The organism is Halosimplex salinum (assembly GCF_003730195.1).
Taxonomy (GTDB): domain Archaea; phylum Halobacteriota; class Halobacteria; order Halobacteriales; family Haloarculaceae; genus Halosimplex; species Halosimplex salinum.
Genome location: NZ_QWGG01000002.1, coordinates 458,191 through 482,472, shown reverse-complemented (window position 1 = coordinate 482,472; position 24,282 = coordinate 458,191). Strand labels below are relative to the sequence as shown.

23 protein-coding genes are annotated in these 24,282 nt (G+C 69.6%); 10 read left to right on the top strand and 13 right to left on the bottom strand.

What is annotated here, in order from left to right; all coding sequences use genetic code 11:
• Window positions 1-4: 4 nt before the first annotated feature.
• On the bottom strand, window positions 5-724 hold the full coding sequence (locus D1409_RS07590; RefSeq protein ID WP_123535672.1) for a hypothetical protein: 720 nt from the start codon (window positions 722-724) through the stop codon (window positions 5-7).
• A 227-nt stretch (window positions 725-951) separates the two neighbouring features.
• Here D1409_RS07590 and D1409_RS07585 point away from each other — a divergent pair, with 227 nt between their 5' ends.
• The 3 genes from D1409_RS07585 (at window position 952) to D1409_RS07575 (ending at window position 3,921) form a co-directional block, all read left to right on the top strand.
• A complete protein-coding gene (locus tag D1409_RS07585; RefSeq protein ID WP_123535670.1) occupies window positions 952-1,575 on the top strand; it encodes an IMP cyclohydrolase in 624 nt (207 codons plus the stop codon).
• A 214-nt stretch (window positions 1,576-1,789) separates the two neighbouring features.
• Window positions 1,790-2,497 (top strand): metallophosphoesterase family protein, encoded by a 708-nt coding sequence (locus D1409_RS07580; RefSeq protein ID WP_123535668.1) that lies wholly within the window; start codon window positions 1,790-1,792, stop codon window positions 2,495-2,497.
• Between the two features lie 158 nt (window positions 2,498-2,655).
• On the top strand, window positions 2,656-3,921 hold the full coding sequence (locus D1409_RS07575) for a cation:proton antiporter (protein ID WP_123535666.1): 1,266 nt from the start codon (window positions 2,656-2,658) through the stop codon (window positions 3,919-3,921).
• Between the two features lie 51 nt (window positions 3,922-3,972).
• On the opposite strand, the gene D1409_RS07570 is transcribed toward D1409_RS07575, so the two are convergent.
• On the bottom strand, window positions 3,973-5,025 hold the full coding sequence (locus tag D1409_RS07570) for a pentapeptide repeat-containing protein (protein WP_123535664.1): 1,053 nt from the start codon (window positions 5,023-5,025) through the stop codon (window positions 3,973-3,975).
• A 142-nt stretch (window positions 5,026-5,167) separates the two neighbouring features.
• Between D1409_RS07570 and D1409_RS07565 the strand changes: the two genes are divergently transcribed.
• Window positions 5,168-6,022: a DUF4013 domain-containing protein gene (locus D1409_RS07565; protein ID WP_164471602.1), complete on the top strand. Its 855-nt coding sequence runs from the start codon at window positions 5,168-5,170 to the stop codon at window positions 6,020-6,022.
• A 48-nt stretch (window positions 6,023-6,070) separates the two neighbouring features.
• On the opposite strand, the gene D1409_RS07560 is transcribed toward D1409_RS07565, so the two are convergent.
• The 3 genes from D1409_RS07560 to D1409_RS07550 all read right to left on the bottom strand — a co-directional run bounded on the left by D1409_RS07560 (window position 6,071) and on the right by D1409_RS07550 (window position 9,969).
• Window positions 6,071-7,885 carry a HAMP domain-containing protein gene (locus D1409_RS07560; RefSeq protein WP_123535662.1) on the bottom strand — a complete coding sequence of 605 codons (1,815 nt, stop codon included), beginning with the start codon at window positions 7,883-7,885 and terminating at the stop codon, window positions 6,071-6,073.
• A gap of 183 nt (window positions 7,886-8,068) precedes the next feature.
• On the bottom strand, window positions 8,069-9,247 hold the full coding sequence (locus D1409_RS07555; RefSeq protein WP_123535659.1) for an aspartate kinase: 1,179 nt from the start codon (window positions 9,245-9,247) through the stop codon (window positions 8,069-8,071).
• A gap of 98 nt (window positions 9,248-9,345) precedes the next feature.
• Entirely contained in the window at window positions 9,346-9,969 is a 624-nt protein-coding gene (locus tag D1409_RS07550) for a dTMP kinase (RefSeq protein WP_123535657.1), read from the bottom strand.
• A gap of 95 nt (window positions 9,970-10,064) precedes the next feature.
• Between D1409_RS07550 and D1409_RS07545 the strand changes: the two genes are divergently transcribed.
• Window positions 10,065-10,358, top strand: a complete 294-nt coding sequence (locus tag D1409_RS07545) for a DUF433 domain-containing protein (protein ID WP_123535655.1) — start codon at window positions 10,065-10,067, stop codon at window positions 10,356-10,358.
• Between the two features lie 2 nt (window positions 10,359-10,360).
• On the top strand, window positions 10,361-10,705 hold the full coding sequence (locus D1409_RS07540) for a DUF5615 family PIN-like protein (protein WP_123535653.1): 345 nt from the start codon (window positions 10,361-10,363) through the stop codon (window positions 10,703-10,705).
• A 13-nt stretch (window positions 10,706-10,718) separates the two neighbouring features.
• Here D1409_RS07540 and D1409_RS07535 read toward each other — a convergent pair whose 3' ends face one another.
• The 4 genes from D1409_RS07535 to D1409_RS07520 all read right to left on the bottom strand — a co-directional run bounded on the left by D1409_RS07535 (window position 10,719) and on the right by D1409_RS07520 (window position 14,554).
• Window positions 10,719-11,261, bottom strand: a complete 543-nt coding sequence (locus tag D1409_RS07535) for an NUDIX hydrolase (protein WP_123535651.1) — start codon at window positions 11,259-11,261, stop codon at window positions 10,719-10,721.
• Window positions 11,258-12,994: a glycoside hydrolase family 97 protein gene (locus D1409_RS07530; protein WP_123535649.1), complete on the bottom strand. Its 1,737-nt coding sequence runs from the start codon at window positions 12,992-12,994 to the stop codon at window positions 11,258-11,260. The genes D1409_RS07535 and D1409_RS07530 overlap by 4 nt, the downstream gene beginning before the upstream one ends.
• A 135-nt stretch (window positions 12,995-13,129) precedes the next feature.
• Entirely contained in the window at window positions 13,130-13,999 is an 870-nt protein-coding gene (locus tag D1409_RS07525) for an NAD-dependent epimerase/dehydratase family protein (protein WP_123535647.1), read from the bottom strand.
• Between the two features lie 147 nt (window positions 14,000-14,146).
• Window positions 14,147-14,554 carry a universal stress protein gene (locus tag D1409_RS07520; protein WP_123535645.1) on the bottom strand — a complete coding sequence of 136 codons (408 nt, stop codon included), beginning with the start codon at window positions 14,552-14,554 and terminating at the stop codon, window positions 14,147-14,149.
• A 153-nt stretch (window positions 14,555-14,707) separates the two neighbouring features.
• Here D1409_RS07520 and D1409_RS07515 point away from each other — a divergent pair, with 153 nt between their 5' ends.
• Window positions 14,708-15,403 (top strand): DUF2270 domain-containing protein, encoded by a 696-nt coding sequence (locus D1409_RS07515; RefSeq protein ID WP_123535643.1) that lies wholly within the window; start codon window positions 14,708-14,710, stop codon window positions 15,401-15,403.
• Window positions 15,404-15,748: 345 nt separating this feature from the next.
• On the opposite strand, the gene map is transcribed toward D1409_RS07515, so the two are convergent.
• Window positions 15,749-16,645: a type II methionyl aminopeptidase gene (gene map / locus D1409_RS07510; protein WP_123535641.1), complete on the bottom strand. Its 897-nt coding sequence runs from the start codon at window positions 16,643-16,645 to the stop codon at window positions 15,749-15,751.
• A gap of 133 nt (window positions 16,646-16,778) precedes the next feature.
• Between map and D1409_RS07505 the strand changes: the two genes are divergently transcribed.
• Together D1409_RS07505 and D1409_RS07500 are read left to right on the top strand one after the other, a co-directional pair.
• Window positions 16,779-17,033: an antitoxin VapB family protein gene (locus D1409_RS07505; protein WP_123535639.1), complete on the top strand. Its 255-nt coding sequence runs from the start codon at window positions 16,779-16,781 to the stop codon at window positions 17,031-17,033.
• Window positions 17,030-17,422 carry a PIN domain-containing protein gene (locus D1409_RS07500; RefSeq protein WP_123535637.1) on the top strand — a complete coding sequence of 131 codons (393 nt, stop codon included), beginning with the start codon at window positions 17,030-17,032 and terminating at the stop codon, window positions 17,420-17,422. The genes D1409_RS07505 and D1409_RS07500 overlap by 4 nt, the downstream gene beginning before the upstream one ends.
• Here the strand turns inward: D1409_RS07500 and D1409_RS07495 are convergent.
• Both D1409_RS07495 and D1409_RS07490 read right to left on the bottom strand, forming a co-directional pair.
• Entirely contained in the window at window positions 17,419-18,333 is a 915-nt protein-coding gene (locus D1409_RS07495) for an isoaspartyl peptidase/L-asparaginase (protein ID WP_123535635.1), read from the bottom strand. The two genes, D1409_RS07500 and D1409_RS07495, sit on opposite strands and share 4 nt — an antisense overlap.
• Window positions 18,334-18,412: 79 nt before the next feature.
• Window positions 18,413-20,593 (bottom strand): ATP-binding protein, encoded by a 2,181-nt coding sequence (locus D1409_RS07490; protein WP_123535633.1) that lies wholly within the window; start codon window positions 20,591-20,593, stop codon window positions 18,413-18,415.
• A 205-nt stretch (window positions 20,594-20,798) separates the two neighbouring features.
• Between D1409_RS07490 and icd the strand changes: the two genes are divergently transcribed.
• On the top strand, window positions 20,799-22,076 hold the full coding sequence (gene icd, locus D1409_RS07485; RefSeq protein ID WP_123535631.1) for an NADP-dependent isocitrate dehydrogenase: 1,278 nt from the start codon (window positions 20,799-20,801) through the stop codon (window positions 22,074-22,076).
• 88 nt (window positions 22,077-22,164) lie between these two features.
• Here the strand turns inward: icd and D1409_RS07480 are convergent, their stop codons facing one another.
• On the bottom strand, window positions 22,165-24,243 hold the full coding sequence (locus D1409_RS07480) for an NHL repeat-containing protein (RefSeq protein ID WP_206425001.1): 2,079 nt from the start codon (window positions 24,241-24,243) through the stop codon (window positions 22,165-22,167).
• Between the last annotated feature and the right edge of the window lie 39 nt (window positions 24,244-24,282).

Below are 24,282 nucleotides of genomic sequence, written 5' to 3'. Positions count from 1 at the left end.
TCGGCTACAGCGACACCGTGTCGAGGGCCTCGGAGATCTCCTCGACGTGCTCGTTGAACGCCTCGACGAACCCCGGGAAGTCGTCGGCGTGCGAGCGCAGGTCGTAGACGGACGGCGGCTGGTACTGCGAGATGATGTAGACGCCGCCTTCGCCGCCGACGCGGAGGTAGCTCGTCCGCCCCTCCTCCCACTTGAGTTCCCAGCGGGAGCTGCCGACGCGGGCGCCGAAGGAGCCGTAGTCGCCGCCCTCGGCGCGGTGGAGTTGCTGGGCCATCTGGTCGCAGGTCTCGCGCATCCGCGAGAGGATCCGCTCGCGCTCCTCGACGACCGAGTCGACGGAGACGAGGTCGGGAACCTCGTCGGACACGTCGTCCAGCACGCCGTCGAGCGAGCGGACGTAGTCGTTGAACGACTCGACGAACGCGTCGTAGTCGGTCATCGCGTCGGCGAGCGCGGCGGGTTCGGGCGGTTGCTGCGTCGAGACGACGTACGTCTCGGTCCCCCGGTCCTCGAACCTGAGGTACTGCACGTCGCCGCCCTCGTACTTGAGCGTCCAGGTGCCGCGGTCGGTCTCGAACTCCTCCTGGCCGTAGTCGCCGCCCTGGAGTCGGGCGAGTTCGCGCGCGATTCGGCCGGCGTGGTCGGTGACGTCCGAGACCACTTCGTCGCGGCGTTCGGCCGCCGCGTCGGCACCGACGACGTCCGCATCGAGGCCTGCTGTCATCGACGGATACAGGAGCGCGAGGGGCATAACCCCCGCGCTCTCGCCCGGTTTCGGGGCGCTCCCTGCGGTCGGTCCGTCCCCGTACCGCTTGCTCAGCGGGTCGCCGCTCGCACCCGGGGCCTCCCTGCGGTCGACCCCGCACCCCCCGATTCGTCTCGAGGCGCTCCCTCCGGTCGCGCCTCGCACGAACCGACATTTACTTTCGCGACTGGGGCGGAGATTCGGACATGTACGTCGGACGCTTCGTCGTCGTCGCACCGGAGGTGGGCGCCTATCGCGTCTCCTCCCGCTCGTTCCCGAACCGGAAGGCGACCGGCCGTCAGCCGGGCACCGTCACCGTCGGTCCGACCGACGACGCCCCCGAGACCGACAACCCGTACGTCGAGTACAACTGCCTGCAGGGGACCGCCCGGGGCGCCGTGATCGGCAACGGCTCGCACGTCGACCCGATCGCCGAGAAACTCGCGATGGGCTACCCCGCCCGCGACGCGCTGGCCGAACCGCTGCTCGCGCTCGACTTCGAGAAGGACGACTACGACACGCCCCGCGTCGCCGGTATCGTCGGCGTCGACCCCGCCGACCCGAGCACGAACGCGACCGGCCCCGGCGCGGTGATCGGGACCGTCCGCCGCGACGCCCTGCTCGTCGAGGAGGTCACCGAACCGACGCTCGTCGCGACCTACGAGAGAGACAGCCCCGAGGCCGTCGACTTCGCGGCGGTCGACTCCGCCGGCGCCGCCCGCGAGGCCTACGACATGGCGTTCGAACACGAGGTCTGCGCCGTCGGCGTCTCCGGGTCCGCCGTCGACGGGTTCGAGACGGCCATCGTGAACGGCGAGACCGACGACTGACGCGAGGCGCGTACGCGCCTCGATCTGCGCGAACGGGGAGGCGAAGCCGACCCGCGCGCAGCGGAGCGAAGGAGGAGGTCTCGAGGCGGAGCGGGGAACGCAGTGACCCGCGAAGCGTGGCAGCGGCGAGTAACCGCCGTCGCGGCCGCCAGCTGACACCTGTGTAACACGAGTCTGCCGTACAACTAAGACAGAGGAGCGCGCACGCCACTCCATGAGAGTGGGCGTCATCTCGGATATCCACGGGAATCTGGTCGCGCTGGAGGCGGTCCTCGAAGACATGCCGCCCGTCGACCGGCTGGTGTGTGCGGGCGACATCGTCGGGTACAACCCCTGGCACGCCGAGTGCGTGGCGGCGATCCGCGGGGAGGGGGAGCACGGGCTGAGCGACGAAGCGGCGGACGTGTTGCCCGACGGCGAGGTGCCGACGGTGATGGGCAACCACGACCGCGCGGTGGCCTTCGACCAGGCCTACGGCTTCAACGACATGGCCGCGACCGCCGTCGACCACGCCCGCGAGACCTGCTCCGAGGACCAGCTGGAGTGGCTGGGCGAACTGCCCGAACAGCGGGTCGTCTGCGACCGCCAGATGCGACTCGTCCACGGTCACCCCGACGACCCCGACCGCTACACCTACCCCGAGGAGTACAGCGCCGACATGCTCGGCAACGAGGGCGTGCTGGTGACGGGCCACACCCACGTGCAGGGCCACGAGATCTTCGACGAGGGGCTGATACTGAACCCCGGAGCCGTCGGGCAACCCCGCGACGGCGACCCGCGAGCGGCCTACTCGCTCGTCGACTTCGACACGCAGGAGATCGAGGCCCGCCGCGTCGAGTACGACGTCGACCGCGTCGTCGACGCCGTCCGCGAGGCCGACCTGCCGCTCCGGATCGGGACGCGACTGCGCTCGGGCCAGTAGTCGCCGCTCCCGACCCGGTGTGGCGACATATGCAAGCCGCCCATTGAGGGGTATCCCCCTCGAACCCTCGGCACGTCGGCGATCCGCCCGGAGCGATTCGCGACGCCGGCGGCGCGCGCCGCCGGCCGCGAGTCCCGACGGACGGCGACACACCGCCAATGGCCGACCTGTTCGCACTCCTACTCGGCGTCATCCTCGTGTTGAGCGTCGCCGCGGTCGTCCGCGTCCTCGCCGCCCGCACCAGCGAGGTGGTGTATCCGGTGTTGCTCGTCGTCGTCGGCGTCGCTGCCACCGTGCTGGGCGTCGCTCCCGAGTTCAGGCTCTCCGCCGACGTGATCTTGATGGTGCTGGTCCCGACAGTCCTCTTCCAGGGCTCCCAGGAGACCAAGTCCGAATCGTTCCTGCGGGTGCTCCCCGTCGCGGTCCTGCTCCCGATCCTCGGACTGCCGATCGCCGTCGCGCTCCTGGGCACGCTCGGGAGCTACGCGTTCGGCCTCCCGCTCGTGGTGACGCTCCTGTTCGCCGTCATCATCTACCCGGTCGACCCGGTGGCGATCGTCGCGCTGTTCCGCGAGGCCGACGCGGCCGAGCGCCTCGCGGTGCTGGCGGAGGTGGAGAGCCACTTCAGCGACGGGTTCGCCGTCGTCACCTACGGCGTGATGATCGGCGTCGTCTCCGACCGGTTCGAGAGCGGGACCGACCTCGCGACGCTCCTTGGACCGGCGGACCTCCTCGACATCGCCGTCGAGATCACCGTGGTGAGCTTCGGCGGCGTCCTCGTCGGACTGGTGGCGGGCGTACTCGCGCTGGTCGTCCTCCGGGCCATCGAGGACCGCATGGCCGAACTGCTGACGACGGTCGTCCTCGCCTACGGGAGCTTCCTGCTGGCCGACCACTACCTCCACGTCAGCGGCGTCCTCGCGACCGTCGCCGCCGGCCTCGTGATCGGCCTCTACGGGAAGGGCGGGGCCGTCCACCCCGACAACGTCAGCTTCATCGAGCGGACGTGGGACACCGCGGCCTTCCTCGTCTTCACGCTGGTGTTCGTCCTCGTCGGCGTCCAGGCGCCGTGGCGCCGTCTGCTGGGGAACGCTCCGACAGTGTTGCTCGCCGCCGCCCTCGTCCTCGTCGTCCGCGCTGTCGTCGTCTACGGCGTGACCAACCTCGTGACCGTGACGGGCGCCGAACCGGTCCCGTATCGCTTCCAGCACGTCCTCGTCTGGGGCGGGATGCACACCGTGATCCCCATCGCGCTCCTCCTCAGCGTCCCCCGGGAACTCCCCTTTCGCTCCGCGCTCGTCGAACTCGTCTTCGGCGTCGCGCTCGTCGGGATCGTCGCGCAGGGCCTCCTCTTCCCGGTCGCGCTCCGCGTGACGGGCGCGGCCGAGGAACCCGACGAGGAGTCGCCGGGGATGTTCTGGTGAGCGGCCCGTCGAGACCGACCCGTCGAGACCGCTCCGCGACCCCGCCGGCGCTCACCACGTGACGATCCGCGCGAGGACGAACACGAGCAGCGCCGAGAGCAGCGATCCGACGATCGAGAGCGTCCCCGCGAGGAACCGCGCCCACGCCCCGATAGGCTGGATGTCCCCGTAGCCCAGCGTCGCGAACGTCACGACGCTGAAATAGAGGCTCTTGAAGAACACGCGGCCGATCCACCACGGCGGCGCGGTGCTCGGATCCTCGATGGAGTAGGTGATCGCCCGCTCGCCCTGTATCTCCATGATCCCGCCCGTCAGCGGGAAGAGGATGGCACAGGCGACGATGGCCAGCAGCGACCCCACGAGCACGCGGTAGGGGCTGCTCCCGTAGCGCATCACCCAGCGCGACAGCTCCCACTTCAGCGCCGTCAGGTACGACTCGCGACTCCACGCGAGGCGGCGGCGAGCGTCCTTCTCCTGCGTGTAGCTCCGCTGGGCCATCCCCGGGAGCGCGTTGTCCTGATATATCCGCCTGAGCTGGCGGTACGTCCACGCCGCGGCCTCCAGCGGGTGGTCGTCGCTCAGCGTCGGTTCGACCGGCTCTCGCTCGTACGCGGACACGTCGCTGAACTGCGTGCCGGCCCCGACGTGGACGTCGGAGAACACTGCCTCGTTCGTCAGGACGTGTTCGAGCGTCGCGCGCCGCAGGTCGGCGTTCGTGAAGACGGCCCCCTCCAGCGTCGCGCCGGTGAAGTCCGTGCCGATAGCCGTCAGGTCGGCCATGTTCGCGAGCGTGAGGTCCGCTCCGCCGAGGTCGGCGCCGTTGACGACGGCCCCTCTGAGGTCGGCGCCGACGAGCGACGCCTCGGCCAGCCAGTCGACGCCGACGAGCGACGCCTCCCGGAGGTACGCGCCGTCCAGCACGCCCCCCGAGTCCGGTTCGACCGCGGCCAGCGTCTCCGCGGTCTTGCCGTCGACGGTCGCGTGCCAGACACAGCGGTCGCGGTCCTCCCACACCGGGCGTTCGCAGGTCTCGCTCCGTTCGTCCGCGTCGTCGAGTCCGACTTCGAGGCGATACTCACAGCTGTCCGCGGGTGCAGTCGCCATACCGCCGGTTCGAACGGACGGCGTAAGTCGGCCGGGCCGGGAACTGCGCCCCCAGGCGTCGGCCGCTCGCCCCTGTCGCGACCTGTCACACGGACCGAACACTTACTGCCCGTCCCCGCGAACTCCCACACGGGATTCAACTGTGTTCACCGTCCTTCGGGACGTGCTGGCCGGTGACCGCCCCGTTCGAACGCTCGCCGTCGGCGCGCTCCTGAGTTCGCTGGGCGTCTTCGTCCTCCCGGCCGTGTTCGTCGCGGGCTTCTACGGTCGAGTGCTCGCCCGGAGCGCCGCGACCGGTCGCGACGAAGTCGAGACGCCGCCCGTCCCGACGTTCGCCGAGTGGCGGACGCTGGCGACGCACGGGCTGAAGACGTGGCTCGTCGGCTACCTCTACCTCTGTGTGGGGGCCGCCCTCGGAGTGACGATCGGGGTCGTCGCCGTCGCCGCCGGCGAGGTCGTCGGCAACGGCACGGGCGCGACGGTCGGAGCGCTCGCGCTGATCGTCCTCGCGGCCACCGTCCTCGGCGTTCTCTCGCTCCCGGTGTGGTTCTTCGTGCCGGTGGCGCTCGCCCGCCTCGCGCTGACCGGCCGGGTCGGGGCGGCGCTCGAACTCCGGACGGTCCTACGGACCGCCGTCACGCCCACGTACCTGAAACGCTGGGTCGTCGGCGTCTGCGTCCTCGCAGTCGGGTTCGCCGTCTATCTGGTGCTCTCCTTCGGCGGCGCGCTCCCCCTCGTGAGCGAGCCGCTCGCTGGCCTCCCGTTCGTCGGCCACGTCGTCGGTGCGGGCGTCAACTTCGCCTGTCAGGTCGTCGCGTTCGTCGTGTTCGGACGAGGGTACGCCGCGGCCGTCGCCGGCAGCGACCACGACCCGCTCCTCGACGACGTTCGGACGGAGATGGGCGCGACCGACGACGGCTGGGGCCACGACGGCCGACTCCCCGCGTGGGGCGAACTCCGCGACGGCGACCGCGGCCCGACTTCGGTCGGTGACTGATCCGGCGGTCGACGGGACCGCCAGCACCGGTCCGCCCGTGGCGACCGGTCACTGCTCGCCGCTTGGCGCGTCGACGCCGTCGCCGGTCTGGAACACGAACTCGTGTTCCGCGTCCGTCTCGAAGTGCGAGATGCCGTCGCCGAGGTACTGCGCCGTCCGCTTCAGTTCGAGCGCCCGCGCCGACACCTCGGCGAGTTCCGCGGCCTGCTCCTCGGCGGCGCCGGCGACCGTCTCGCTCTCGGCCAGCACCGTCTCCCCGGTCGACGCGGCCTCCGCGATCAGGTTCGAGGCCGTTCGGATGCGGGCGAGGGGGTCCTCGAACTCGAGCGCGTCGTGTTCCGCGTCGAGGGCTTCGAGTTCGTCGGCGACGGCGTCCATCTCCTGCGAGACGGCCGTGAGTCGCTCGTTCTGTTCGTAGGCGTCGTCGGAGATCTGCTGGATCGACTCGGCGACCTGTTCGCTCGCGTTTTTGACCGTCTCGGCGCTGGTGTGGACGCCCTCGCCGCCCTCGCGAACCTCCTCGGCGAAGCTCTGCAGTTGTCCGGTCGTCAGTTCGAGTTCCCGGACCGTCTCGTTGAAGTCGGCGGCGATCCGGTCCATCGCGTCGTTCTCGCCGTCCGGGTCCATCCGCCGCGTCAGGTCGCCGCGGGCGCAGGCGGCGAGGACCTCCGAGTAGCGTTCGGCCGTCTCCTGGAGGTACTCGTTCGTCTCGACCGCCTCGGCCCGCGCGACCTCCGCCTCCTCGCGGGCGCGTTCGGTCTCGGAGATCTGCTCGTCGAGCGCGTCGCGCATCTCGGCGAAGCCGCGGGTGAGCTGTCCGAACTCGTCGACGCGGTCGCTCTGTAGGGTCACGTCGCGGTCGCCGTCGCGCATCGCGGCGGCCTTCGCGGTCAGCTCGTCGAGTTCGGCGCCGGCGCGCCGGCCGATGACCGTGCCGACGAGTCCGAGCGCGACCAGTGGGACGAGGATCAGCGCGCCCATGCTGGTGGCGATGTCGTTGCGGAGGCCGAACGCCACCGACTTCGGAACGTGCGTGAGGACGGTCCAGCCGGTCCCCGAGACGGTCGCGTGGCCCACCACTTCCTCACCCGTCGTCGAGACTCCGGAGCCGTTCGCGATGAGCGCGCCGTCCGGGACCGGCGTGTCTCCCGCCGACCCGGCGCTCGTCCCGCCGCAGACCGGCGCACTGTCGTCGCCGTGGACGGTCGTGTACGCCGACTCGGCGGACTGGTCGAACGACCGGCCGCAGGTCGAGAGGTTCGCCTCGACGACGACGAGGTGCTCGGTGTTCTTCGGGGGAGCGCTGACGAACGCGAGAACGCGCTCGCCCGAAGCCGGCGACTCGTACGGGTCGGTCGCGACGTAGACGCGCTCGGCGACGTTGGTGACGCGCCCGACCGTCTCCGCCCGGTCACGCGCCCACGGAGCCCCCGCCTGCGAGAGGTTCGTCCCTTCGACGCCGTCGTTCGTGCTCACCAGCACCTCCCGGCTGTGCGAGTGCACGTAGTGCACGTCGAGGATGTCGTCGCTGTAGCGGTGCTGCTGGCGGAGGAGGTGGTAGTCGATGTCCGACCGGTTGCCCCGCTGGAACGGCGGCGCCTGCGATATCAGCCGCGTCTGGTGGCTGACGCCGTCGATCCATCGGCTCAGTTCGTCGGCCTGTAACTGCGCCGTCGACTCCAGTTGCCCCTCGGTCCGGTCGGTCAGCGTCGCCGTCGTCGTCCCGAAGAGGACGGCGCCAAGCCCCGCCGTGAGAACCATCACCACCAGCACCGAGCAGAAGAACTTGTACACGAACCGTTCACGAACCGCCCGCGGGAGCAACCGAGCCAACCCCGACCCGTCTCCCGGATCCTGACTCATGCGCGGACCTGCCGACCTCTCGCATATAAATCACGGTAATATATAGAGTGCTGTGACAGTTCGAGCGTTCGGGATATCTCCGGACCGTTCAATAGCCGTCTGCCGATCGATTCGTGACGGGTTCGAGAGGAGAGGGCCGTTCGGCTGATGCCGGATCGAAGCGGAACGGCCGGGGTCGGCCGCTCAGAACACGTCCTGGACGAGTTCGAGCGTCTGCTCGCGGTCGTCCCAGGGGACGAACACGGAGACGGAGGTCGCGGAGGTGATCACGTCGTAGAGGTGGATGTGGGCCTCCGAGACCGGGTCGATCGTGCGTTTGACGATGCCGGGCTGGTTCGGGAGGTCGCTGCCGGTGACGCGGACGACGGCGATCTCGTCCTCGACCGTGACGCTGGAGAGGGCGTCCTCCTCGACGACGCGGTCGTGCAGGAGGGCCTCGGCGTCCTCGGCGTCCTCGGCGTTGACGTAGAAGGTGATGGAGTCCATCCCCGAGGAGTTGGCCTCGATGTTGATGCCCTCGTCGCCCAGCGCGTCGGCGAGTTCGCCGAGGATGCCGGGGCTGTTGCGGATGGCGCGACCGGCGATGGTCATGCAGGCCAGCTGGTCCTCCTGCAGGTCGATGAGGTTCTGGAACTCGCCCTCGATGGACGTGCCGCCGGTGAGCAGGTCGTCGTGCTGGTAGTGAACGACCCGAACGCCGAGGCCGGCGTCCTTGTAGGACAGCGCGGAGGGGGCGACGACTTCCGCGCCGCGGAAGGAGAGCGAGCGGAGTTCGTCGACGGTGATCTCGCCGACGTTGCGGGCGCCCTCGACGACGCGCGGGTCGCCGGTCATGACGCCTTCCACGTCGGTGACGATGACGACCTCGTCGGCGTCCATGAACTTGCCGAGCATGACCGCCGTGGTGTCCGAGCCGCCGCGACCGAGCGTCGTGACGTTGCCCTGGTGGTCCTCGGCGAGGAACCCGGTGATGACGGGCACGATGTCGCCCAGCTGGCCGCCGAGCGCGCTCGCGCGCTTGGTGGTCTCGTCGACGTCGACCTCGCCGTACTCGTCGGTGATGATCGGCCACCCCTCGCTCCCGGGCTCGAAGAAGTCGGCGTCGATGCCGCGGGCGGCGAGAGCTCCCTTGAGCATTCGGACGGACGTGCGCTCGCCCATGCTGACGATCTCCGCGCGGTCGGCGTCGCCGGCCTCGTAGTCGATGTCGCCGAGCAACTCGTCGGTCGTGTTGCCCATCGCGCTGGCGACGACCGCCACCTCGTGGCCGTTCTCGATGGCCGCCGCGATGGAGTCGGCCGCTCGCGTGACGCGCTCGCCGTTCCCGAGACTCGTCCCACCGAACTTCACTACGACCCGCATCGGATCACCCGCAGCGTGCTTGCGTGACTCATGGCTGGTGGAGCGGTGTTGTCCCTCTCCCCGAATAACTGTGTCCATCTCGCGCCGGAACGGCTGTGCTATCGTGGGATTTTCTCGGCAATTTCTGCGACAGCCGTGGACACATCGGCAGTGTTCTCGTAGACGACGGCGTTCTCGCGACCGGCCACGAAGTCGCGAAAGCGCGCCTGGCGCTCGGTGTGACGGTCGCGGGTCTCGCCGTCGGCCAGCAGTTCCGGCCGATGCGTCTCGAAGCGGTCGCGACTCGTCGCCTCGTCTATCGTCAGCAGGACCGTGAGGTCGGGTTCGACCGGCATCGCGGCCTCGAACTCGGCCAGCGTCTCGGTCATCTCGACCCCCTCGCGCTCCGCCACCAGCGGCGTGTCGTAGACCGCGACGCTGTCGAGGTAGCGCTCGGTCAGCACGACGTCCCCCCGCTCCAGCGCCGGTCGGACTACCGTCTCCGCCTGATACGAGAGGCTGCCGAGCGCGCTCGCAGTCAGGGTGAGCGCCCGTTCGTCGAACGCCTCGCCGCCGTACTCCGAGAGCGTCCGCTCCATGAACTCGCCGACCTCGCAGTCCGCGAACTCCGGGACAGTCGTGACCGACTCGCCGCGCTCGCGCAACTCCTCGGCGAGCGCGTGCAGGAGTGTGGACTTGCCCGTCCCCGCCGCCCCCTCCAGTACCACGAAGGTCCCCGTCATCGGTCGGGTGTGAGAGCGGACGGGGTATGAGTGTCGGGGGTCGAAACGATGGTCCCGCGAAGGTTTAAATCCGAAACTGCACAACTGTCGCGTAGATGGCGACGGAACAGGTGAGCGGCATCGTCCCCGGTGAAGACTCGGACATCCACGACGAGCCACACGTCGAGGGATCGCGCCTGAGTGTCCGATTTCTCCGCGAGCAGGTCGAAACCCGCGGTCTCTCCCCGGAGTCGGTCGCGGACCGATACGGCCTCTCGCTCGCGGACGTGTACGCGGCGCTCACCTACTACCATCGGAACCCAGACGAGATGGACGCCGTCGAGAGACGGCGCGAAGAGCGGATAGCGGACGCCGAGGACCGGACGACGCTCACGCCGCCCGACGAGTAGCCGTGGGGTATCGACTGCTTCTGGACGAAAACGTCGAGAACGAAGCGACCGAGCGTCTCGCTGCCGGAGGTCACGACGCCGAACACGTCGATTCGGTCCCGGGCCTCGGCAAGGGCACGCCCGACGGGGAACTCGCTCGGTACTCGGTCGAGACGGACCGGACCATCGTCACGTACGACGACGATTTCGTCGCCCGACTCTCGCCTGAAGCGTATCACTCGGTACTGTTCTTCGAGGACGAGTCGATCTCGGTAGCGGAACTCGTCGATATCGTCGACGCGATGGCGGCCGTCTACCCGCACGACGAAGTCGACGGACTGCAGAAGACCGGCCGCGAATGGCTCTGACCCGGCACCGCTCTCACGTCTCGTTGTCCCACACTCGTATCCGGTCTTCCAGAAAGTCGTGTACCGCATCCGGCGACTCGGCGAACCACCGCGCCTCGGCGATCTCGTCGTCGCCGATATCGATCTCGGTCGCGCGCGCCTCTCCCTCGAACCAGACCGTGAGCATCTGGAACCGCCGCTCGGGGTCGTCCGCGTGGACGGCCGTCTTCCGGCGCCCCCGGAAGATGCCCGTCAGATCGGCTTCGATTCCGGTCTCCTCGCGGACCTCGCGGCGGGCGGTCTCCGCCATGGTCTCACCGGGTTCGTGCCCGCCGCCGGGCGTCCCCCACTGGTCGGGTTCGGACTCGTGACGGATCAGCAGGGCCCGATTCTCGTCGTCGGTCACGAACGCGCCGGCGTCGCCGATCCAGCCCTCTTCGACCATCTCGACGCCCGATTCGAAGAACTCGGGGTCGTTCTGGACGGTCTCCTCGGCGACTGGAAACGCCCCGTACTCGGCTTCGAGTCGCTCCAGTCGACGGTCGACTTCTTCGCGCGTTCGCTCCTCGACGGTCATCGCGTGAACCGCGCCGCGAACCCGCCGTTCTCCGGGACGACCACGTCCAGCGCCTCCGCGCCGGTGACCGTCCACGTCTCCGACTCCAGACCGTCCGCGCCGTCGTCGCGGACCACGTGGGCTGTCCACTCGTCACCGGAGTCGGCGTCGCCAGCGAGGAACGAACAGTCGACGGTCACGATGCGCTGTGGCCCCGCCGTGATCGACCCGAGGAACCACTCGTCGCCGTCCCGTCGGGCGACGGTCGCCTCGACGCCGGGGTGGCCGCCGACGAAGCGGGTCTCGTCCCACGCGGTCTGGACGCCCTCGAGGAACCCCTCCGCTTCGGGTCGAGCGGCGTACTCCTCGATCGAGTCGGCGAAGTGCTGGAGCGGCGACTCGAAGACGACCGAGAGGGCGAGTTCGTGCCCGGGCGTGGTCTGTGCGGCGTCGGCCGAGAACGTGACCGGCGTGTAGTCCATCGGCCCGACGACGTTCCGGGTAAAGGGGAGCGTGCAGTTGTGCTCCGGCGTGACCGTGCTCCACTTGTAGTACTCGGCGCCCATCACGCCCTCGTAGGTCATGACGTGCGGATACCGGCGCTGGAGCCCCGTCGGCACGACGGAGCCGTGGAAGTTGACGAGCAGTTCGTGCTCGGCGGCGGCCTTCGCCAGCCGGTCGTAGAACTGCATCCGGCCCTGGTCGTCGTTGTCCATGAAGTCGACCTTGATGCCTGCGGCGCCCCAGTCGGCCCACGTCGAGAGCCGTTCGTCGCGCTTGGTCTCGGTGTTGAGGTCGGTCCAGTGCGACCAGAGGACGATATCGACGCCGCGCTCGTTCGCGTACTCGATCAGGTCGGGCACCTCGTCGCGCCGGCGCGGCCAACCCGCGTCGACGAGGACGTACTCCCAGCCCCGCTCGGCGGCGTAGTCGACGTACTCGCGCTGTCGGTCGAAGTCGTCGGGACTCTCCGATTCGGACCACCACGACCACGCGACGCGGCCGGGTTCGACCCAGTCGTCGTCGACCTCGGCCTCGCCCGCGAGGTCGGTCACCAGCGTCGACTCGACGACGGTAGAGAGGTCGCCGACGACGGCGACCCGCCACGGCGTCTCCAGCGGGAAGTGGGCGTTCAGTTGCGTCTCCGGCGTGTGGAACGTCAACTCCGACTCGCCGGCGACGAGTCGCGACGTGGCGTAGTCGCCGTCCGCGCCGGCCTCGGTGAGGAGCAGCCACTCGTCGTCGACCCGGAACAGGCCCGGCGGGCAGTACTCGCCGCCGGTCTCGACGATCGGTTGCTGGCGAGCGCTGGCCTCGTGGGCCTCGTCGAAGGGGATCAGCCACGAGACGGTGTCGCGGGGGACCGAGAGCGTCGTCTCGTCGCCGGTGTGGCGCTGCATCGCGTCGCCGGTGACCCGATAGCGGAAGGCGACGCCCTCCTCGGCGACCCGGAGGTCGACTTCGACCGCGCCCATCGCGTCGGGGTGGTCGTACGTGACGGTCTGTTCGACCGCGCGATGACTGCGCTCGCGGGCCTTCCCCTTCGGCATCTCGTAGGTCTCCTCGACCGTGCGGGCGTCGCCGACGGAGACGTCAGCGCCGGTCCAGTCGACGCCGTGGAGCTCGCGGGAGAGCTTCTCGACCGCGAGTTCGGAGGGCGTGACGAGTTCGGTGCCGTCGCGTTCGATGGAGAACGCGGCCGTCTCGGGGTCGAAGACGGCCGTCGTCGCGTCGTGGGGGCCTGTCAGTCGCATGTCTCTCTCGGCGACCGGGCGTCGCAAAAAGTTGCCGGGTACCGAAGTGGGTGGAGCCCCCGGGCAGTCGGAGTGGGTGGAGCCCCGGGGCAGTCGGAGTGGCGGCCCGGGGCGAACTCCCACCAGCCAGCGGCCTCAGACCGTCGGTCCGTCCACGTCTTCGTCGGCGGCCTCTCGCCAGATGTGCTCGGGCGTCCAGTCGAGCAGGTCGGCGGCTTTCGCGTTCGAGATAGACGATTCCTCGCCTGCGATTTCGCAGGGCTCCGGCACCGCGCCGAAGAACGCCTCGAACAGGTCGGCGGTGTCGCGGCCGGCGTAGTTCTCGTCGGCGACCGCGAAGACGGCCTCGTGACCCTCGACGTCCGCCTCCAGCGCCGCGGCGACCATGGAGGCGATGTCCCGCACGTCGATGTAGCTCCAGAAGTTGCCGACGCCCTCTTCGGGGGGCTCGTTGCCGGTACAGACGTACTCGCCGGGGTACTGGATCCACGACGGCCGGATCGAGACGACGGGCACGTCGTGCCGGCGGGCGGTCGCCCGCGCGAGCGCCTCGCCGGCCTCCTTCGAGACGCCGTAGGGGTCCTCTGGACGGAGCGGGTGCTCCTCGTCGATGGGCAGGTAGTCCGGTGCGGGCGTCTCCGCGGCGAACGGGAAGCCCAGCGCGCTCTCGGAGGAGGCCCAGACGACGCGGGCGTCGGCGCGACCCGCCGCTTCGAGGACGTTGTACGTCGAGACGATATTGTTCTCGAACACCTCGCCGCCGGGGTGGTCCAGCGGGTCCGGGATAGCGCCCCAGTGGACGACCGCGTCGGGGTCGAACGCTCCAACCAGGTCGAACACGTCGCCGCGGTCGGTCAGGTCGGCGACGCGCACGTCGACGTTCCCGCGCTCGCTCTCCGCGAAGCGCTGGTCGACGCACATGACGCGGTGGCCGTCCTCGGCGAGTCGGTCCACGATCCATCGGCCCGAGCCACCGAGTCCGCCGGTGACGAGCACGCGTGACATGTCCGGTCGTACGGACTCATCCCCGATAAAGCCGCAGAAACCGGTTCACAGAGTTTCACGGCTGACAGGTGAGGGAGGACCCGCGTCCGGCCCGCAGTACTGCCAGAGATGGACGATTCAGACCGGACCGGTTCAGACCAGACCGATTCAGACCGGGACGAGCACCACGGGGACGTGGCGTGTCTCGAGGACCGCCTCGGTCAGGCTCGGCAGTCCGAAGCTCTCGACGGCGCCGTGTTCGACTTTGCCCATGACGACGAAGGCGAACTCGCGGTCGCTGTCGAGTATCGCGTCGGTGAGCCGCTTTTGCGCGGAGACGTTCGTCTGGTCGGACTCCCCTTTGCCGGTCTCCACCGTGACTTTGGTCGGCACGTCGGGCGCGATCCGGTCGAGGACGGAGTCGATCTCGTCGCGGATCGTCGCCGTCTCCTCGGCGGCGTCGTCCTTCGCGTGGTAGACGTACAGCTCGTCGCCAGTCTTGCGTGCGCGCTCGGCGGCGAACTCAAGCACCGACTCCCGGCCGTCGCCGCCGTACGCGACGAAGATCGTTCCCATGGCCACCGGTTGCGTCGCCCCCGTCTTCAGTTCGTCGGCGTCCGTCCGCCGAGGTCAGTCGACTGCGCCGAGGCGGTCGCTCCCGACACACCGACGTATCCAGCACGTACCTGTGGAACAAAGGCCACCCGTCCGCCGCGACTACGGACAGGTATGTCAGACCAGCCCGATCCAGATGACTCGGAGACGCTCGGCGACCTGCTCGAACGCGTCGAGGAGAACCTGCCGAGCCTGCTCGGACACATGTATCGCGGCGAGATGGACCGCGCGAACACGTGGCGCGGCCGACTCGATCAGACGACGAACTGGGCGGTGACGATCATGGCGGCGCTGCTGACGTTCGTGTTCACCAGCCCCGACAACCCCCACTACCTCCTGCTGATCGGGATGGTGACCGTCGAGGTCTTCCACGTGGTGGACACCCGACGGTACCTGACCTACGACGTGTGGCGCTCGCGCGTCCGCCTGCTGGAAGAGGACGTCTTCGCCGCGGCCGTCGACCCCGATTCGGGCATCGAACACGCCGACTGGCAGCGGGAACTCGGCAAAGACCTGCGCAGACCGGCCCTGAAGACGCCGCTCCCCGAGGCGTTCGCCCGGCGTCTCCGCCGGATCTACCTCCCCCTGCTGCTCGTGTTGCTCGCCGCGTGGATCGCGCGCATCACCGTGTTCGCGTCGGACTCGGGCCCCCTGGCCGCCGCCGCGATCGTCGGCATACCCGGCGCGGTCGTCATCGGTGCCGTCGCAGTCTGCTTCCTCGCCGCGATCTTCGTGGCGTATCGGCCGCGCGACCGACAGGCGATGGGCGAACTCTACGAGCGCGACAAGCAAGGCGAGTGGAAGGAGTGAGCGGCCGCGCACTCACCGCTCGCGTTTCCGCGGTCCCCACTCCGTACGGACCGCGCTACTCCTCACGGTTCGCTTCGCTCACCGTTCGGCCTCCGAGGCCTCCCTCCGGTCGACCGCGCTACTCGCGGGTCACAGCCGTTCCCGCTCGCGTTTCCGAGACGCTCGCGTCTCGCTATCGACTTCTGGTCGTCACTTCCGCACCGTCCTCCGTCACGATCACGGTGTGTTCCTTCTGACTGACGAGGAAGCCGTCGCTCCCACCTTTTTCCCGCTCGGGTTCGCGCGAGCGCGAACCGCTCGCGGCAAAAACGTGGGCGAAAAAGGCGGTCGCTCGCGGACGACCGTCTACCGGCTTCGAGTCGTCACTTCCGCACCGTCCTCGGTCACGATCACGGTGTGTTCCTTCTGGCTGACGAGGAAGCCGTCCTCCTCCTTGAGAACGGGATAGCCGTGGACGACGTCCTGTCGCTGGAGGCGGCGCAGGGCCATCGACGCGCGGGAGTTGTCGACCCAGCGGGTGGCGAAGGGGAGCGTCTTGAACTCCTCGGTGACCTGTTCGAGCACCTGTCGCGCGTTGCGGTCGCGGACCGACCCCTCGTGTTCCAGCGCCCAGATCTCCTCGTCGCTCCCTTCCTGTACCTTGCCGCCGCCGTCGGTGGCGAACGGTTCGATGGCGACCACGTCGCCGGCTTCGAGTTCGACGCTCTGGGCGACCGCCCTGTTGGGGATGTTCGGCGTCGTGTGCTGTTCCCAGTGGCCCAGGCCGTGCCCGGTGAGGTTGACGACCGGGTTGTAGCCGTAGCCGTCGATGACCTCCTCGATGGCGGCGCCGAGTTCGCCCGTCTCGACGCCGGGTTCGATCAGGTCGATGGCGGCGTCGAGCGCCTCGGCGGGGGCCTCCGCGAGTTCGGAGTTGCCCGAGAGGTCGACGGTGACGGCGGTGTCGGCGAGCCAGCCGTCGACGTGGACCCCGATGTCCAGGTTGATCATCTCCTCGCCGAACGTCTCCTCGTCGTCGACGCTCGGGGTGGCGTGGGCGGCCTCCTCGTCGATGCTGATGTTGACGGGGAAGGCGGGCTTGCCGCCGAGTTCGCGGATGCGATCCTCCGCCCACTCGGCGAGTTCGAGGTGGCTGGCGCCGACCTCGACGCGGTCGGCGGCCTCGTCGCGTACCTCCGCGAGTATCTCGCCGGCCTCTCGGCACTTCTCGTACTGCTCGGACTCCAGGTCCACGTCGCTCATGGCAGGCGGTTTGCGCCCTGCGGTCAAAGGGTTTCTGTGTCGCGGGGCGGTGGTCGCCCCCGACCAGTGTCCAAGAGACGCCAAACGCACTCCCGGACCAATGTTTTTCCGTGTCTGTAAACGACGTATACACATGGGGACGAAGACAGTCCGCCTCGACGACGACGTGTACGAGCGGATCAAGAGTCGAAAGCGGGCCGACGAGACGTTTTCGGAGGCTATCGACCGGCTCACAAACGAGTGGACCCTCCTCGACTTCGCCGATGGGGAGTCACCCGCCGATCCTGACCGGCACAGAGAGCTAATCGAACAGTCGGAGAGCGAGGGCACCGAAGACACCGAGGAACGGCTGGAGCGACTCGGCGTCGAAACCGACGGCGACGAATGATCCTCGATACTGATTTTCTCATCGCACTCGGTGAGGACGACGACGCCGAGGAGAAAGCTCTCGAACTCGAAACTGCAGACGTGCCGTTGCGTGTGCCGGCTATCGTTCTGCAAGAACTCTACGTCGCCGTCGGAGCCGGCGAGAACTCGAACCAGAACGCACGGAAGTTCGAGGCACTGGTAGCGAACAAACCGCTAGTCGACATCGACGAAAATATCGCCCGACGCGCGGGTGTACTGGAGGGGCAACACCTCACCAGCGACGAGAAACCGACACTCGGTCCCGGCGATGCGCTCGTCGCCGCGACGGCTCTACAGTTCAACGAGCCCGTGGTCACGTCCGACGGGGACTTCAAAACGGTCGATGGGCTCGCAGTCGAGACGTTCTAAGCATCACTCGACCGCGCCGTCTGCATCGCCGGACTGTTGTACGCCTCGCCGGCCGTCCCGTCCGCGTCGACCACGACGATGCCCGCGTTGCCCTCGGCCGCCGCGCCGAACTCCTCGATAGCGATGCGAGCGGCCGCCTCGGCGTCGGCGCCCCGCTCCAGAAGGCCGACGGCGCGCCGAGCGACCCCCTCGCGAGCTATCTCCTCGCCCGCGCCCGTCGCGCTCGCGCCGCCCGCCTCGGAGGCGTAGAAGCCGGCGCCGACCTGCGGCACGTCGCCGACTCGTCCCGCGAGCGCCCGCCAGCGCCCGCCGGTGGAGGTGGCCGCGGCGATGGCGTCGCCGTCTCGAGCGACCGCGCCGACGGTGTCGTGGTCGTGGGGGTCCGGCGCGGCTCTCTCGGCCGCCGCGCCGCTCCCGTCGACGTCCTCGTCGCTGGCGAAGTGGTCGCGGACCCACTGGAGGTGCTCGTCGGGGTCGCCGGTGGGCGGTTCGTCGTCGCCCCACTGCTCGCGGGTGCGGTCGGTCCAGAGGTCGAGGCCCGCCTCGACGCCGACGGCGTCGGCGAAGGCGACGGCGCGCTCGCCGGCGAGCATGACGTGGGGCGTCTCGGTCATGACCGCGTGGGCCACGTCGACGGCGTGACAGACGCCGGGCATCGCGCCCGCGGCGCCGACCTCGCCGTCGGCGGTCATCAAGCCCGCGTCGGTCCGCGGGAGGCCGTCGCTCTGGACGGCGCTCCCGACGCCCGCGTTGAACGACGGGTCCACTTCGAGGACGCGGACCGCGGCGCACACCGCCGAGACCGGGTCGGCCTGCTCGGCCCCGCTGGCGACTGCCTCGTCGAGCACTGCCTGCCGGTCGGCGGGTTCGTCGGGCGGCGACCCCGCGCCACCGTGGGCGATAACCTGCATACGCGACCCTCCCGCGCCCGGCGGCATAAGTTCGGTGTCCCGGGACGGCGGGCCGTGATCGACGACGGACGGCGATATGTCACTCCCTGTCCAGTTCCACCGCGGAGACGCGGTCGAACGTCGCCTCGCAGTAGGCGCCGATCAGGATGCTACAGGCCGCGAGGCCGACGCAGACGGGGTCGGTGAGCGCGACCGAGCGCTGGTCGATGGCGTGCCAGTCGTCGCCGTCGGCGGAGACGAAGGCGGTGACGCGGTCGCCGGTCCGCTCCAGCGCGAACCACTCGAAACTACGGTCGCCGCTCTCCAGCAGTTGCGAGCGGGTGGGCTCACCGTCGTCGGTCCGCCACAGCACCTCCGTGCGGCCGTCGCCGGTGCGGCCGACGTAGCCGAAGGTGGCGGTCTCCGTGGCGTCGGACCGGATCATGACGCCGGCCTTGCTCCGGTCGGCGGGCGCGTCGAAGTCGACGAGGCGCGCCTCGATCCGGCAGGCTCCCCGGAGAGACGCCCACCGGAAGTGGAACTCGTTGGTGTGGCCGAGCAGGTTGTCGCCGGCCGCGGTGAGCGTCCAGGTGTCGACCGACTCGTCGTGGGAGGACTCGCCGGCGTTGAGCACCCGACCCACGTCGGCACCGGTCGTGAGCGGGCGGCGCGACCCCGACCCGCACATCGGTTCGGGGTCGGTCACCAGCAGGACGTTGTCGAACTCGAAGCGGGCGCCGGGAGAGCGGTCGCTCTCCCGTGCCCCGGACTCGCCGTCTCCGTCCGGGACGCCGCCCTCGGCGCTCTCGACGATCCGGACGTCCCAGCCGTGCGTGTCGGCGATCTCCGAGACGATAGCGAGCCCCGTCCCGGTGCCGCTCGCGGCGGTCGTGTAGCCGTCCTCGAGGACGTCCTCGCGCTCGTCGTCGGGGATCCCCGGCCCGTCGTCCTCGACGAAGAAGCCGTCGCCGGTGATGCCGACGCGGACGGTCACGTCGGCGCCGGCGTAGCGGTGCGCGTCGTCGGCGCGCGGCCGACCGTCCGTCGACCCGTGCTCCAGGCTGTTCTTGAACAGGTTCTCGAAGAGGGGTTTGAGCTGGAGCCGGTTGGTGTACAGCGTCGTCTCCGGGGGCATCGCGATGTCGAGCGTCGCCGTCGCCGGCGCGACCTCGTCCCAGACGACCTGCAGGAACGAGTGGAACTGGACGCCGCCGACCGGCGCCGGCGCGGTCCCGCCGGACGCGGCGAGTTCACTCATGTTGTCGACCAGTTCCTCCATCCGGTCGAGTGCGTCGCTGACCCGGTCCGCGGCCGCCTCGTCGCCCTCGCGTGCGAACTCCTGGTAGGCCATCGCGACGTGGAGGGGGTTGCGCAGGTCGTGAGCGACGAAGCTCGTGAAGTCGTCGAGGCGCCGGTTCTGTGCACGCAGATCCCGGATCTTCCGTTTCTCGTCGGTGACGTCCTGCGAGACGCCGACGAGTCCGCGCGTGTGGTCGCCGTCGCGCCACGGGATCTTCGTCGTCTTGAGCCAGCGTCCGGCCTCCGGCGGGCCGTGGCGCTCCTCGCGCTCGCGGATCGACTCCCCCTCGTCGATGACCAGTCGGTCGTCGCCGAGCGCCTCGACCTTCGACTCGTCGTTCCAGGAGTACAGCTCCCAGTCGGTCCTCCCGATGGCCGCCTCGGGGTCCGGCGCCCCGTGCACGTCGGCGAACTTCAGATGCCGGGCCGACTCGTCTTTCACGTACATCGGGATCTGTATCTCGGCGAACAGCGTGTCGAGGACCGCGCTCTGTGTCGCCGCCCGGTACCGCCGGTCGTGGACCGACAGCGCCTCCTCGACGGTCTCGAGGAGGTCGCCGTGGTCCGGGACGGCGGTCGCGTCGGCCGGCTGTGGGAGATACGCGAACGCTCCGGCGCGCGTCGTCGCGCTCGCGACCGCCTCGTCCCCGTCGGCCGCGTAGACGACCACCGGCAGATCCGGGTACTGCTCGGTCGTCGCCTCGATACAGTCGACGACCGACCGGTCGGCGAGCGCGTCGTCGACGACGACACAGCCGACCGTCTCGTCGCTCTCGAGTCGGTCCAGCGCCGATTCACAGTCCGCTACCGCGACCGCATCGACCGGCTGCTCGTGGTCTGTCCCCGCGGCCGCACGGACCAGGTCGTCCGTGACCGGCGACCGGAACGACCGGCGGTCGACAGCAGTCGTGATCGACTCCCGCATCGACTCGTCCCCGACGACGACCAGCACCGTCGACGGCCCCTGGAGGAACTTGCTCACCTCGACACCCCTAACAGGCCGCGTGTTTTCCAGTCTCGTTGATAAATGTTCCCCCGTGTGCGGGGATCGTCGACACCCCCCTCGGGCATCGTCGAAATGACGTTCACCGATACCGAACAGATTCGGGGATCGGCCGCGTTCGTTCCGGAACGCAACGCTCGCGGAAAACGGCAGTCCTTTAGGCCCGAGCGAAGAAGGGCGGCGTATGGATTACGAGTACGACAGAGTCGAGGTTCCGGCAGATGGAACGCCGATCGAAGTGGTCGACGAGGAGGCCGACGAGCTGGACGTCCCGGAGAATCCGATCGTCCCCATCATCCACGGGGACGGCATCGGCAAGGACGTCGGCCCCGCCGCCCAGAAAGTGCTCGAGGCCGCCGCGAACGCGACCGGCCGCGAGATCGCCTGGATGCGCGTCTACGCCGGCGAATCGGGCCGCGAGAAGTACGACGAGAACCTGCCCGACGACACCGTCAACGCCATCGACGAGCACCGCGTCGCCATCAAGGGCCCGCTGACGACGCCCGTCGGCGCCGGCTTTCGCTCGCTGAACGTCGCTCTCCGGCAGACGCTCGACTTCTACTCGAACGTCCGACCGACCTACTACCTCGACGGCGTCCCGTCGCCGATGAAGTCGCCCGAGGAGATGGACATGGTCACCTTCCGTGAGAACACGGAAGACGTCTACGCCGGCATCGAGTGGGAAGCGGGCACCGAGGAAGTCGAGCAGGTCCGCGACTTCGTCGAGGAGGAGATGGGCTTCGACGACGTGATGCACGACGGCCCGATCGGCATCGGCATCAAGCCGATCACCGAGTTCGGCTCCAAGCGCCTCGTCCGCAAGGCCATCGACTACGCCCTCGAACACGACCGCGACAAGGTCACGCTGGTCGGCAAGGGCAACATCATGAAGTTCACCGAGGGGCAGTTCACCGAGTGGGGCATGGAGGTCGCCGACGAGGAGTACCCCGACGAGGAGGTCTTCGCCGCCCCCGACTCCCTGTGGGAGACCCAGGACGAGATCGACATCCCGGACGAGGCCGTCATGGTCGAGTCCCGCCTCGCCGACGCGATGCTCCAGTGGATGCAGCTGCGCACCGACGAGTTCTCCGTGCTCGCCATGCCGAACCTCAACGGCGACTACCTCTCCGACGCCGCCGGCGCACAGATCGGCGGCCTCGGCATCGCGCCGGGCGCCAACTTCGGTGACGCCCGAGTGCTCGCGGAACCGGTCCACGGCTCCGCGCCCAAGCGCGCCGGCCAGAACATGGCCAACCCGACCGCGATGATCCTCTCCGGCCGCCTCATGTTCGACTACATGGGCTGGAAGGACGCCGCCGACCTCGTCCGCGACGCCGTCGAGGAGACCATCTCCTCGGGCAAGGTCACCTACGACCTCGAACGACAGCTCGACGACGCCGAGAAGCTCGGCACCGACGAGTACGCCGAGGCCATCGTCGACAACATCGAAAAACTCTCGTAGAGAGGGTTTCGTGTCCTAACGGACGCACCGACATCTACTCCGTTTTTTCGCGCCGACTCCGCGACCGGCGGGACCGCTCTCGACCGGCTCACCCGCCGTCCCACGTGTAGTGCTGTGCGACGTGGAGCGTCGAGTCGGGGACGACGATGTCCGTCCCGGGCGCATCGGAGGCGTCGCCAGCCGAGAGTAGATAGGGGAGCCAGAGGTCGCCCGTGCCGGCCTCGCCGCCGAACGCCCGGATCGAGTCGACGGGGCGCAGTCCGCCGGGGGCGGCGGCGTCCTCCGCGAACACCTCGATAGCGCGCGTGACGAGGTCGAGGACGAACAGGTGGCCGTCGTGGGCGTCGACGGCGATGGGCAGGAGGAACTCGTGGCCGGAGCCGTAGCCCGGGGAACCCACGGCGTGCCAGTCCTCCCCATCGAAACGCTGGAGGCGGTTGTTGTTCTCGTCGGCGACGTAGACGCCGCGGTCGCCGACCGCCACGTCCGAGGGGTTCCAGAACCCGCCCTCGAAGTGGCCGAAGCCGCCGCGGTCGCCGAGCGACTCCGCCTCGTCGGACACCCAGTCGTACTCCCAGACGCCGACCCGGCCGTTGCCCGAGTCCGCGACGAAGACGCGCGCTCGCGTGGCGCCGACCGGCTCGACCGCCACGCCCCGCGGGAGTTTGACCTCGCCGTCGCCCAGCCCCCAGGTGCCGAAGGAGTGCACGAGCGAGAGGTCGACGCACCCGCCCTCGGCATCGCTCGCGTCGTCGACCGCGTAGACGTGGATCTGGTCGCTGTCGTCGTCCTCCCGGTAGCGCGCGGTGTAGTCGGTGACGAACAGGCGGTCGCCGCCCGCGCCGGCCCGCCAGTACGCCAGCCCGAACGGGAACCGCGTGGCCGGGAGGTCGACGGGCGCCACTGCGCCGCCGTCGCGGCCGCCGGCGTCGTCCCCCGCCGTCGCGCCGAGGTCGACCTGCTGGAGACGACCGTTCGCGCCGTCGGCGACGAACGCCCGGCCGGCCAGCGGCCCGTCCCCTTCGTCCAGCGTCGAACCGGTCGGGACGGAGAAGCGGCCGGGGTCGCCGCCCGCGCCGCCGATAGCGTCGAACCGACGGGCCGTCTCCCAGTGGATGTCGACGGCGTACGCGCCCACGCGCTGGGCGAGCCCCTCCGACACGAGCACCGCGAGCGTCGGGTCGTCGGCGTCGCTGTCGGGGAGCGAGTGCCCCTCGAACGGTCGGATCCCGACCGGCCCGCGGAAGCGCCGCTGTGACCGCTCGTCGCCGTCGTGGGGGAGGCCGACTCCCTCTTCGAGCGCCGCGCGGGCCCGCAGGTCCTCGTGGTTCTCGGGGACGACGGCGTCCTCGATACCGACGCTCGTGTAGACGTGGACGCGGCCGGTCGCCGCGTCGGGGACGAATATCTGTGCCGCTCGCCCGGACCCGACGACGGCCACGTCGCGGGGCATCGGCAGTTCGGCCAGCACCGCGTCGGAGCGCCCCGCGAACGGGACCGGATCGCCGTGCCGGTCACAGCGGACGACCGTCGCGAGCTTCGACGGGCCCGCCGGGCCGTCGTTCAGGACGCCGTGCCCGGTGTTGGCGACGTAGAGACGTCCCTCGTCGTCGACGTCGATCCCCTGGGGCCAGTACAGCCCGTGGGAGTCGTCCTCGCCGATAGCCCGGATCGAGCGCAGTTCGGTTCCCTCGGCGTCGAAGACGACGAGGCGGCCCCGCAGGTCGTCGCCCTCGCGGTAGAACTCGTCGGCGACGACGACGCGGACGCCGTCCCAGTACTCGTGGGCGACCACACCGTTCGGGTGGAAGTCGTCGCCCGACGCGAACACTCGATTGCCGGTGACGAGCGGCGCTGGCCCGTCGTACTCGTAGTCGAGTCGCTGGACCCGGCCGTTCGCCGTGTCGGCCACGAAGACGGCGGCCTCGGTCGGATGATGCGTGAGTCGGAGCGGCAGGTCGAACGACCCGGACGCGTCGCCGGCGCCGCCGATCTGCCCGAGCACGCGCTGGAGCGCGTCGTCGACGACGACCAGGCGGCTGTTCCCGGCGTCGGCGACCCAGACGTTACCCCTGCAGTCCTGCGTGACGCCGACGGGAGAGGCGAGGCGCAGGTCGCAGTCGGCGAGCGGAGCCGGGAACGCCGGCGACTCGGCGGTCGATCGCACTCCGCAAGACCCGTGGAACGTGAACCCACCCATACGGAC